Genomic DNA, 11,425 nt, shown 5'->3' with positions numbered 1-11,425 from the left:
CCGTTGAACTCGACCAGCTCTGCCTCGAAGTCCTCGCACACGGCCCGCATGATCTCCTCGCACCGCGTCAGGTGCCGGTCGGCGAAGACTTTGTGTCGGTATTTCGTCACGAAAACCAAGTGGACATGCATCCGGAAGACGCAGTGGCGGCCTGTACGAACGTTCTCATCGATACCCATAAACCAACTGCGTATCATGATCGGCGTGCAGCTTCGGTACAGCTTCCGCTTGTACCCGAGCGCCGGTCAGCGCAGCGCGTTGGCAAGGGCGTTCGGGTGTGCGCGGGTGGTCTACAACGACGCGCTCCGCGCTCGGGAGACCGCCCGCAGCGAGGGGCTGCCGTTCCCGCAGACCGGGGACCTGTCGAAGGCGCTCATCACCGAGGCGAAGAACACCCCGGAGCGGGCCTGGCTCGGCGAGGTGTCGGCGGTCGTCCTCCAGCAGTCGCTGCGCGACCTGGACACCGCGTACCGGAACTTCTTCCACGGCCTGAAGGGCAAGCGCCCGCGTATGGGCGCGCCCCGGTACAAGTCGAAGCGGGACACCCGGCAGGCGGTGCGGTTCACGGCGAATGCCCGCTGGTCGATCACGCCGGGCGGGAAGCTGCGTCTGCCGAAGATCGGTGACCTGAAGGTCAAGTGGTCCCGCAGCCTGCCCTCGACGCCGTCCACGGTGACCGTGGTCAAGGACAGTGCGGGCCGGTACTTCGCGAGCTTCGTCGTCGAGACCGGCCCCGAGGAACTGCTGCCGCAGACGACGCCCGAGGTGGGCATCGACCTCGGGCTGGGGCACTTTGCGGTCCTCTCGGACGGGACGAAGATCGACAGCCCGCGCTTCCTGCGCCGGGCCGAGAAGCGCCTGAAGAAGGCGCAGCGCGCCCTCTCCCGCAAGGAGAAGGGCAGCAAGAAGAGGGACAAGGCCAGGGTCCGCGTCGCACGGGCACACGCCCGGGTCGCGGACGCGCGCCGCGAGTTCCACCACCAGCTCTCCACCCGGCTGATCCGCGAGAACCAAGCGGTCGCCGTGGAGGACCTGGCGGTGAAGGGACTCGCCCGCACGCGCCTGGCCAAGTCCGTGCACGACGCCGGATGGTCGGCGTTCGTGACCATGCTGGAGTACAAGGCCGCCCGGTACGGGCGCACCTTCATCCGGATCGGCCGCTTCGAGCCCACGTCTCAGGTGTGCTCGCAGTGCGGCGTCAAGGACGGCCCCAAGCCCCTGCACGTCCGCGTGTGGACCTGCGGGGCCTGCGGGGCCGTCCTGGACCGGGACATCAACGCGGCGGTCAACATCGCCAAGGCGGCCGGACTGGCCGTGTCAGCCTGTGGAGCGCAGGTAAGACCGGGACTCGTCCCGGCACCGCGCGGCGAAGCAGGAACCCACTCGACACCGCAGTCTTCGACGGCGCGGTAGGCGGGAATCGCCGTCCTTCAGGGCGGCGAGGATGTCAATGCCAGCCGTGCAGGGTCAGGGTGCCGGGATGGTCCAGGCAACCGCGCAGGCCCGCGCCCGGGTACTCGATGATGTCCTCGGGGAGGTCATGGTCGGCGAACCACTGGAGCGCGAGGCACTTGTCCGGCTCCCTATTGCTGGGGGTGCCCTCCCACTCGGTGGCCGCGAAGAAGAAGCCGATCCGCTCGGCGCCGTTCTCCTGGTGGTGCACGACGTGAAGGAGTCGAAGGTGCTCGGGGTCAACTCTGACGCCGGTTTCCTCGAACAGTTCGCGGGCTGCCCCGGCGGTCAGGGTCTCGCCCCGGTCGAGCTTGCCGGACGGCAGGTGCCACCGGCCGTAGCCGTACGGTCCTCCTCTCTGCGAGAGAAGGATCTTCTCGCCGTCACGGAGAAGGACGTGAGTGTCGATGGTGGGCTGTGCCGGCTGTCCGCTCATGTTTCCTGAGTGGTCGGGGAGGTGGCTGAAGCCTTTGACGGTAGCGGGAGCGCGAGGATCGCGTCGGCGATTCGCCGCGCAACATCCGGTGGGGTGATCTCGGTGTCTCGATGCCGAGCACTTCCCTGCCGGACGGCCGCCGCCCCGGAGTGCCGCCGGTGCGCGACGATGGGTCCCGTGCCCACCGGACGACGCCCCACTAGCCCCTTCACCCCACGCGACTTCCAGCTCGTGCTGCTGCGCCGCATGGCCGACCACAATCCCGGGCCGGTGGAGGACGCCCGGCGGGAACTGGGCGCCTCCCTCGCGGACATGCGCGAGGCCAACAGGCGCTGGCAGGCGATGGTCCGCTCGCCGCGCTCCCGCCCGGCCCTTTCGCGGTACCGCTCCGTGCTGGGCGAGCCGGAATCCCGGACCCCGCGCCGGGTCGGCGACCTTGACTGCGAAGCGTGGCAGTGGCGGCTGCCGCTCTGGCCGGACCTGCGCTTCGAGGTGCTGAGCCCGGCGGCGGGCGGTGCCGTGTGGAACGAGTGGCTGGTCCGCGCGCCGGGCGCCCCGGCGCCGGCGCTGCGCACGGTGGAGGACCTTACGCCCTGGTCGTGCACGGTGGACGAGGCGGCACGGGCCTTCGCCCCGGCCCGCCCCCTGGAGGGCACGGCACCGACCCGGTGGGGGCTCGCCTTCACGGCCCCGGACGCGACGGGTGCGCGGCACGAGGTCGTCGCCGAGTTCACCTGGGGGCTGCTGCAGCGTACGGCGGTCAGCGGCCGGCGGCCTTGAGGATGTCGTCCGTCCACGAGGTCGACGCGCGCGTGACCCGCGCTTGACCTTCACCTTCGGGGAAGCCCCAGCATCGGTGGCGGAACGCGGAAAGCGCGAGAACGCCGACAACGCGGAAGGACGGAGATGGACATGCTGACGATCGGTGCGTTTGCGAAGGCGTGCCGGCTGTCGCCGAAGGCGTTGCGGCTGTACGACGAGCTGGATCTGCTGCGTCCCGCCCGGGTGGACCCGGACACGGGCTACCGCTACTACGCGGCGGAGCAGCTGGAGCAGGCCCGTCTGGTGGCGTGGCTGCGCCGCCTGGGCATGCCGCTGGCCGAGATCCGTCGGGTCCGCTCGCTGGACGACGGTGCCGCCGCCGTGGAGATCCGGGCGTACTGGGCCCGGGTGGAGGCGGAGACGGCGGTGCGGCGGGACCTCGCCGCGTTCCTGGTCGATCACCTGACGGAAGAGTCGAGAAGGGACACCACCATGAACACGCTGGAGCTGCGCTACTGCGCCCACTCCGACCGGGGCCGGGTCCGGCCCGCCAACCAGGACACGGCGTACGCGGGCGGCCGGCTGCTCGCCGTGGCCGACGGCTTCGGTCCGGCGGGGGCGCCGGCGAGCAGCGCGGCGGTGGAGGCGCTGCGGTTCCTCGACACGCGGGAGATACCGGCGAGCGGCGTGCTGAACCTCCTGGAGGACGCGGTGCGGGGAGCCGCGCAGGCGGTCCGGGACGCGGCGGACGGCTCGGCGGAGGCGGGCACCACGCTGACCGCCCTGCTGTGGACCGGCTCCCGGCTGGCCCTGGTCCACATCGGCGACTCGCGTGCGTATCTGCTGCGCGACGGGGACCTGTTCCGCATCACCCATGACCACACGGTGGTCCAGTCGATGCTGGACGAGGGCCGGCTGACCCCGGAGGAGGCGGTCTCCCACCCCCAGCGCACCCTCCTGCTGAAGGCCCTCACGGGTACGGAGGCCACCACGTCCTCCCCCGACCTCCGTCTCCACGACGCCCGGCCGGGCGACCGCTACCTCCTCTGCTCCGACGGCCTCCCGACCGCCGTCCCCGACGACACGATCAGCGACCTCCTGACGACCACTCCGACCCCGGACGAGGCGGTCCACGCTCTGATCACCGCAGCAAACAGCTCCGGCGGCCCCGACAACATCGCCTGCGTAGTAGCAGACGTCGTCACAACGACAACCTGACCGCCGCTCCCGCGGGCAGTCGTGCCTCCCCCAGTGCCTTAAGGGCCTGGGAGGTACCCCCAGGGCGATGGGGGTCCCCCCGCTCGAGCGAAGCCGAGAGTGGGGGAGGGTGGGCGCGACGGCACCCCGCATGCGCCGGGCTGCGCAGACACCCCCCGGACCACCAGGAGCTACCGCTCCTCCTCCCCGGGGTCCCAGTCCAGCAGCCGCACCTTCGCCACCGTCCGCACATGCCGCCGCATAGCCGCGGCGGCCTGCCGCGGCAACCCCTCGGCGATCGCATCGAGAATCGCCTGATGCTGCGCCAGCGACCGATGCGGCCGCCCCGGCTGACGCAACGACTCGTTGCGGCTCTCGGCAATCTGCTCGGCGATCGACCGCATGAACTCCGCCAGCAGTCCGCTGTGCGCCGCCGCCGTCACCGCCGCGTGGAACCGCCGGTCGCCCTCCACCCCGCCGCCGCCCGCCTCGATCTCCTCCGCCATATGCGCGAGCGCCGCCCGCATCGCGGCGAGGTCGTCGTCCGTGCGGCGCTCGGCGGCCAGTTCGGCGAGTTTCGTCTCCAGCGCCTCCCGGGCCTCCAGTACGTCCGGGAGGCGCCGGCGGCGTTCCACCATCCGGTCGACCGGCTCGACGTCGAGGCTGTCCCGTACGAGGTAGGTGCCGCCGCCGTGCCTGGCCTCGACCAGACCCTGGACCTCCAGGACCACGATCGCCTGCTTCACCGAGGCCCGGCTGACCCCGAGCCGCTGGGCCAGGTCCCGTTCGGGCGGCAGACGGTCGCCGGCCCGCAGGCCGCCCTCGGTGACGTACTGGCGCAATCGGTCCAGCACCTGTTCGTAGAGGCGCTGTTTCGTCATGGGGCGCAGGGCGTCGGTCACGGGGTCCCCCTCTCGTCGGGAGACTAGCACCGGCCCCTCGGAAGTGGTCGAGTGGATGAACCAATTACTGCGCGACCCCTTGACGGCACTCCCCGCGCACCCCACTCTTTCCAGCCAACCGGACCACATCACTCCGGCGACAAGTGGTTCATCCATTCAGCCACTCGGGAGCCCGCATGTCCCCCGAACTCATCTCCGTTCTCGTTCTGGCGGTGGTGTTCGTCATCGCCACCACCCGCTCCGTCAACATGGGCGCACTGGCCTTCGCCGCCGCGTTCGGCGTCGGCACGCTCGTCGCCGATCTCGACGCGGACGGCGTCTTCGCCGGTTTCCCGGGCGATCTGTTCGTCGTCCTGGTCGGCGTCACCTATCTGTTCGCCATCGCCCGTGCCAACGGCACCACCGACTGGCTGGTGTACGCGGCCGTCCGGCTGGTGCGCGGGCGGGTGGCGCTGATCCCCTGGGTGATGTTCGCCCTCACCGGCGCGCTCACCGCGATCGGCGCGGTCAGCCCGGCGGCGGTCGCGATCGTCGCGCCGATCGCGCTGAGCTTCGCCGCCCGGTACCGGATCAGCCCGCTGCTGATGGGTGCGATGGTGGTGCACGGCGCCCAGGCCGGCGGCTTCTCCCCGATCAGCATCTACGGCACCATCGTCAACGGCATCGTCGAGCGCGAGAAGCTCCCCGGCAGCGAGATCACGCTGTTCCTCGCCTCGTTGCTGGCCAACCTCGTCATCGCCGCGGTGGTGTTCGTCGTCTGCGGCGGACTGAAGCTGTGGCGGCAGGGGGCCGTGGCCGACAACGGGACGGGAACCCCGACGGCGACCGAAACAACCGGTGGCGGCTCCGGTGCCGCGGGCCCGGGCACCGGCACCGCGACCCGCACCGCCCCGGCCCCCGCGCCGGTGACCACTCTCCCCGACGGCCCCACGGCCGTCGCGCTCACCGCTCCCGTCATCGCCACCCTCGTCTCCCTGGTCGCCCTCGTCGTCGCCGTCCTCGGCTTCGACCTGGACGCCGGACTCACCGCGATCACCCTCGCCGTCGTACTGAGCACCGCCTGGCCCGACGACAGCCGCAAGGCGGTCGGCCAGATCGCCTGGCCCACGGTCCTGCTGATCTGCGGTGTGCTCACCTACGTCGGCGTCCTGGACGAGATGGGCACCATCACCTGGGCCGGTGAGGGCGTCGGCGGCATCGGCGTCCCGCTGCTCGCCGCGGTGCTGCTCTGCTACATCGGCGCGATCGTGTCGGCGTTCGCCTCCTCCGTCGGGATCATGGGCGCGCTCATCCCGCTGGCCGTGCCGTTCCTCGCCCAGGGCGAGATCGGGGCCATCGGCATGGTGGCGGCGCTCGCGGTGTCGGCGACGGTCGTGGACGTGAGCCCGTTCTCCACGAACGGCGCACTGGTCCTGGCCGCCGCTCCGGACGTCGACCGCGACCGCTTCTTCCGGCAGCTGATGGCGTACGGCGGAATCGTCGTCGCGGCGGTCCCGGCGATCGTGTGGCTGGCCATGGTCGTGCCCGGCTGGGGGTAGGTCGCAGACGGCACGAGCACCTGACAGCCTTCGAACCACAGCCAGTTTTTAAAGAAGGAGTACGACGCGTGTCCTCTCTCTTCCCGGCCCTGACCGACGGACCGGCCGACCGGCCCGCCCTGCGCTTCGGCGAGCGCTCGCTCACCTACGGGGAACTCGCCGCAGCGGCGGGCGCGGTGGCCGGGGGCCTGAAGGAGGCGCGCCGGGTCGCCGTATGGGCCACGCCCACGATGGAGACCGCCGTCGCGGTCACCGCGGCGCTGCTCGCCGGGCCGGCCGTCGTGCCGCTCAACCCGAAGTCGGGGGCGAAGGAGCTCGGTCACATCCTTTCCGACAGCGCCCCCGACCTGGTGCTGACCACGCCCGGCACGCGGCTCCCCGCCCCCCTGGCCGCCCTGCCCCGCCTCGATGTGGAGCCGGCGGCCCCGGGTTCCTCCCTCCCCGACGACCGCGCGCGGGACCCGGAGGACCCCGCCCTGATCGTCTACACCTCCGGCACCACCGGCCCGCCCAAAGGCGCCGTCATCCCCCGCCGCGCGATCGCCGCGACCCTGGACGCCCTCGCCGACGCCTGGCAGTGGACCGGCGACGACGTACTGGTGCACGGGCTGCCGCTGTTCCATGTGCACGGCCTGGTCCTCGGCACGCTCGGCCCGCTGCGCCGCGGCGGCTCGGTGCGTCATCTGGGCCGGTTCACCACCGAGGGCGTGGCGCGGGAGCTGAACGGCGGCGCGACCATGCTGTTCGGCGTGCCGACGATGTACCACCGCGTCGCGGAGGCGCTGCCCGCCGAGCCGGAACTGGCCGCGGCGCTGGCCGGGGCGCGGCTGCTGGTGTCGGGGTCCGCCGCGCTGCCCGTGCACGACCACGAGCGGATCGGGGCGGCGACCGGACGCCGGGTGATCGAGCGGTACGGCATGACGGAGACGCTGATGAACACCAGCGTCCGCGCGGACGGCGAGGCCCGCCCCGGCACGGTGGGCGTGCCGCTGCCGGGCGTGGAGCTGCGGCTGGTGGAGGAGGACGGCTCGCCGGTGAGGTCGTACGACGGTGAGACGGTCGGCGAGATCCAGGTGCGCGGGCCGAACCTGTTCACCGAGTACCTCAACCGGCCGGACGCCACGGCCGCCGCGTTCACCGCCGACGGCTGGTTCCGCACCGGCGACATGGCGGTGCGCGACCCCGACGGCTATGTCCGCATCGTCGGCCGCAAGGCCACCGACCTGATCAAGAGCGGCGGCTACAAGATCGGCGCGGGGGAGATCGAGAACGCGCTGCTGGAGCATCCGGGCGTGCGGGAGGCCGCGGTCACCGGGGAGCCGGACGCCGATCTGGGCGAGCGGATCGTGGCGTGGGTGGTGCCGGCGGACCCGCAGTCCCCGCCCGCGCTGGACGAGCTGGCCGATCATGTGGCGGGGCGCCTCGCCCCGCACAAGCGCCCGCGCGTCCTGCACCATCTCGACGCCCTGCCCCGCAACGACATGGGCAAGATCATGAAGCGGGCGCTGGCCCGTGGCTGACCGTTTCTCCGCCCGTGAGGCCGTCGCCGCCCTCACCGACGACTTCACCGAACTGCCGTACCCGGACCGGCAGTCACCCCCGGACGGCCCGCTCGGCTGGCCCGGCTACGGCACCGCCCGCGCCCGTGCCGCCGAACGCACCGGCGAGCAGGAGTCCGTGATCTGCGGTACCGCGCGCATCGACGGTACCCGGGCGGTCGTCGTCGCCTTCGAGTTCGGCTTCCTCGGCGGCTCCCTGGGCGAACGCACCGGCGACCGTCTGGAGGCCGCGTACGCGCGGGCCCGCGCGGACCGGCTGCCGGTGGTGCCGCTGATAGCCACCGGGGGCAGCCGGATGCAGGAGGGCATGCTCGCGCTCACCCAGCTCCAGCGGGTGGCCCGGGCGTCGGCGCTCACCCGGGAGGCCGGGCTGCCGCAGATCGCGGTCCTTCGGGACCCGACGACCGGCGGCGGGTGGGCCACCCTGGGCGCGGGCGCCGACGTCGTTCTGGCGCTGCCCGGGGCCCAGGTCGGGTTCGCCGGTTCACGGGTGCGTCCGGCGGACGCGGACCCGGCGGCGTACACGGCCGAGGCGCAGGTGGCGGCGGGAGCGGTGGACGCGGTCGTCCGGCCGGAGGACCTGCGGGGGACCCTGGGCCGCTGGCTGCGTCTGCTGACCGGTCCCTCCGGCACACCGGCGCCGCCGCCCGCCGCCCTCGGGGAAGCGGACCTGCCGGCCACCGGCTGGGAAGCGGTCCGCCGCGCCCGCTCCCCCCGGCGCCCCCGCGCCGCCGCCTACCTGGACGCCTACCTCACCTCCCGGGTCACGATCGGCGGTGACCGCTGCGGCGGCACGGACCCCGACGGCATGCTCTGCGGCTTCGGTGAACACCGGGGCCGTACGGTCGCCTACGCCGCGCAGACCGGGACGGCCACCCGTCCCGCCGGGTACCGCACGGCCGCCCGGCTGATCCGGCTCGCCGACCGGCTCGGCATCCCGGTGCTGACGCTGGTGGACACCCCGGGCGCGGCCAACGACGCGGAGGCGGAGCGGCAGGGCGCGGGGGCCGCGATCGCCGATCTGTTCGGCGCCGTGGCCGCCGCCCGCACCCCGGTCACCACGCTGGTCATCGGCGAGGGCGGCTCCGGCGGCGCGCTGGCCCTGGCGGCGCCCGGCAACACCTGGGCCACGCCGGACAGTTACTTCTCGGTGATCGCCCCGGAGCTCGCGGCCGCCATCCTCAAGCGGCCGCCGGAGCAGGTGGAGGAGACGGCCGGTCAGCTCCGTATCCGGCCGCAGGACCTGGTGGAGCTGGGCGTGGTGCGGGGGGTTGTGGGCACCGGCGGGGACGGGCGGGGGAACTCGGGCGATTGACCGTCCCTCGGCGAACACCCCCCGTAACATGAGGTGTTCAGGCAGTCGTACACAACGGGGGCGCGTCGCGCGATGGACGGATTGATGCAGTTCACCACCGAGAGCGGCGCCGCGGTCGTGGTGGAGGGTGTCGAGGACGAGTCCGGGGCCCGGCTCGTCTCGCGGGGCGGCGCCCCGGCCCAGGCGGCGCGCACGTTCGAGGGCTCCTTGGAGGGGGTGCGGGCGGCCGCCGAGTCCGCGCTGCGGGTGTTCCGCGACGGCTCGCTCCGACCGGACGCGGTGGAGCTTGAGTTCGGGGTGAAACTCACCGCGGAGGCCGGTGCCGTGATCGCCAAGGGAGCGGCGGAGGGGCATCTGGTCGTCAAGCTCAGCTGGGCCCCGGGTACGGACCCTGAGGCCCCCGACCTCCGATGAACAGAGCGGCCTGGCACACCCGGATCCAGTGCGGGAACGCCGTGGGCTCCGGCTTCCTCGTCTCGGCCCGCCAGGTGGTCACCTGCGCCCATGTCGTGGCGGCGAGCGGCACGTCGGCGGTGACGGTGGGCTTCCCGCACCGCGCCGACCTGGGTGAGCTGACCGCCAGGGTGGCCGTCCACGGCGGCTGGCGGGGCGGCGCCACCGACCCCGGGGACGTGGCCGTACTGGAGCTGGAGCGGGACGTACCGATCACCCCGGCGGTCTTCGCCCCGGCCGGCGCGGGGCGGGGGACGACCCCGGCACCCGCGCTGGCCGCGTACGGGTTCCCCCGTGGCCACGACGAGGGCTCCATCGCGCACTATCACGCGACGCGAGGTCCACTGATCGCGGGCGAGTGGGTGCAGTTGGAGGCCGTCTCCGTACAGGGACAGCCGCTGGCCGAAGGCTTCAGCGGCGCGGCGGTGCAGCTGCCCGACGGTTCGGTGGTCGGCATGGTCACGGCGATCGCGGGCGGCCGGGAAGCGCGCGTGGGACGCATGCTGCCCACCGAGGTCATGGCCCGCTACTGGCACGGCCTGGGCGAGCTGGTGCCGACACCGGACCTCACCCCGGCCCAGCTCAGAGAGCTGTACGAGCTGGTGGGGCGGGCCGAGCGGGAGGGGCGGCGGACAGGCGATCACGACCGGCTGTACGTCGACGCCGTCGGCCCCTTCGGTCCCGACCTGCCCGCGGGCGGTTTCGGCTCCCTGACGTCCCTGGCGGTCTATCTGCAGCTGGAGGTGCCGGAGGCGGTGCCCCAGTTCCTCGTCCGGCTGCGGGAACTACTGGACGGTGCGGAGAGCGGGTGCGGGGAGGCGGGGAAGCCGGGGACGACCCCGCGACGGCCACCGGGACGCGCACCGGCCTGGTCGCCCATCGTCGTGGAGATCGACCACAGCGGCGCCGGCCCCGACCAGGTCACCGTCGAGGTGTCCGCGTACCGCGACGGGCGGCGCCGCCCGGTGGGGGCCCGTCGGCTGCCGCGGTCCGGCATACGGGCCTATGTCCAGGAGCACATCGACCAGGCCGTCACCCAACTCGCGGCGGGAGCAGACGAGTTGCTCGCCTTCGTCCTGCCGCGCGGCTGGCTGAACTGGCCGGTGGCGCGCTGGGAGTGCGGTGCGGACGACCCCACTCCGCTCGGCTGCGCCTATCCGCTCGTGGTGGCGGACCGTGCCCGCCACCGCAGCGGACGGATGCGCCATCAGCTGCACAAGAAGTGGCAGAAGCTGGACGGCGGTCCGGCGGCCGTGCACCGCATCGACTGCGGCATACGGGAGCGGCCGTCCACGCTGCGCAAGCGGCTGTGGGACGACGGCACGGACCTGGTCGGCTTCGCCTCACCCCCCGACGCCGCACGCGAGCACTTCGAGGTCGGCCTGACCGTCCCCGTCCCCATGCTGCTGTGGCCCCGCGCGGGCTGTCCGGAGCCGGACCACGAGGGCCCCTGCGGGCGCGGTGCCTTTCTCGACGCGCTCACCGCCTCCGTCGCCGGTGTGCCGCCCGCCGACCTGCCGCACCACCTGCTGTCCCTGCGGCTGGCCGCGGACGCCCACGACGAGGCGGACGGGCACTGGGCGGGGGACGTGCAGCTGCTGTGGGACGACCCGCGCTGCTTCCCCGAGACCCCCGCGCCGCTGCACTCGCCCGTCGCCTGACCCCCGTCGCCTGACCCCCCGTCGCCAGACCACCCGCCGCCAGACCACCCGCCGCCAGACCACCGCCGACTGACCGCCCGCCGACTGCCCACCCGTCGCCAGACCACCGTCGCCTGACCGCCCGTCGCGAGACCACCGTCGACTGACCCG

General features: G+C 73.1%; 11 protein-coding genes. 8 read left to right on the top strand and 3 right to left on the bottom strand.

The annotated features are described in order from the left end of the window. On the bottom strand, positions 1-131 hold a 131-nt coding region (locus AB0L56_RS18885), incomplete at its 3' end, for a transposase (RefSeq protein WP_365424657.1). Between the two features lie 73 nt (positions 132-204). Between AB0L56_RS18885 and AB0L56_RS18880 the strand changes: the two genes are divergently transcribed. Further along, positions 205-1,413 (top strand): RNA-guided endonuclease TnpB family protein, encoded by a 1,209-nt coding sequence (locus AB0L56_RS18880; protein WP_365424637.1) that lies wholly within the window; start codon positions 205-207, stop codon positions 1,411-1,413. Positions 1,414-1,447: 34 nt separating this feature from the next. Here the strand turns inward: AB0L56_RS18880 and AB0L56_RS18875 are convergent, their stop codons facing one another. Continuing rightward, positions 1,448-1,888, bottom strand: a complete 441-nt coding sequence (locus tag AB0L56_RS18875; protein WP_365424635.1) for an NUDIX domain-containing protein — start codon at positions 1,886-1,888, stop codon at positions 1,448-1,450. 168 nt (positions 1,889-2,056) lie between these two features. Here AB0L56_RS18875 and AB0L56_RS18870 point away from each other — a divergent pair, with 168 nt between their 5' ends. Continuing rightward, a complete protein-coding gene (locus AB0L56_RS18870) occupies positions 2,057-2,668 on the top strand; it encodes a hypothetical protein (protein ID WP_365424633.1) in 612 nt (203 codons plus the stop codon). 126 nt (positions 2,669-2,794) lie between these two features. Further along, on the top strand, positions 2,795-3,868 hold the full coding sequence (locus tag AB0L56_RS18865; protein ID WP_365424631.1) for a MerR family transcriptional regulator: 1,074 nt from the start codon (positions 2,795-2,797) through the stop codon (positions 3,866-3,868). A 170-nt stretch (positions 3,869-4,038) separates the two neighbouring features. On the opposite strand, the gene AB0L56_RS18860 is transcribed toward AB0L56_RS18865, so the two are convergent. Further along, positions 4,039-4,749 (bottom strand): FadR/GntR family transcriptional regulator, encoded by a 711-nt coding sequence (locus AB0L56_RS18860; protein WP_365424629.1) that lies wholly within the window; start codon positions 4,747-4,749, stop codon positions 4,039-4,041. 176 nt (positions 4,750-4,925) lie between these two features. Here AB0L56_RS18860 and AB0L56_RS18855 point away from each other — a divergent pair, with 176 nt between their 5' ends. The 5 genes from AB0L56_RS18855 (at position 4,926) to AB0L56_RS18835 (ending at position 11,275) form a co-directional block, all read left to right on the top strand. Next, positions 4,926-6,287: an SLC13 family permease gene (locus AB0L56_RS18855; protein WP_365424627.1), complete on the top strand. Its 1,362-nt coding sequence runs from the start codon at positions 4,926-4,928 to the stop codon at positions 6,285-6,287. Between the two features lie 68 nt (positions 6,288-6,355). Continuing rightward, positions 6,356-7,807, top strand: coding sequence for an acyl-CoA synthetase (locus AB0L56_RS18850; protein WP_365424625.1), 1,452 nt, complete (start codon positions 6,356-6,358; stop codon positions 7,805-7,807). Further along, positions 7,800-9,161, top strand: a complete 1,362-nt coding sequence (locus AB0L56_RS18845) for a carboxyl transferase domain-containing protein (protein ID WP_365424623.1) — start codon at positions 7,800-7,802, stop codon at positions 9,159-9,161. The genes AB0L56_RS18850 and AB0L56_RS18845 overlap by 8 nt, the downstream gene beginning before the upstream one ends. A gap of 72 nt (positions 9,162-9,233) precedes the next feature. Next, positions 9,234-9,575 (top strand): CU044_2847 family protein, encoded by a 342-nt coding sequence (locus AB0L56_RS18840; RefSeq protein WP_365424621.1) that lies wholly within the window; start codon positions 9,234-9,236, stop codon positions 9,573-9,575. Beyond that, positions 9,572-11,275 (top strand): trypsin-like peptidase domain-containing protein, encoded by a 1,704-nt coding sequence (locus tag AB0L56_RS18835; RefSeq protein WP_365424619.1) that lies wholly within the window; start codon positions 9,572-9,574, stop codon positions 11,273-11,275. Before AB0L56_RS18840 ends, AB0L56_RS18835 begins: the two co-directional genes overlap by 4 nt. Positions 11,276-11,425: the final 150 nt, after the last annotated feature.

This window comes from Streptomyces sp. NPDC052079 (genome assembly GCF_040680275.1).
Lineage (GTDB): Bacteria > Actinomycetota > Actinomycetes > Streptomycetales > Streptomycetaceae > Streptomyces.
Note: the sequence above shows the minus strand (reverse complement) of the source record. Positions and strands in the feature narration are given on the sequence as shown.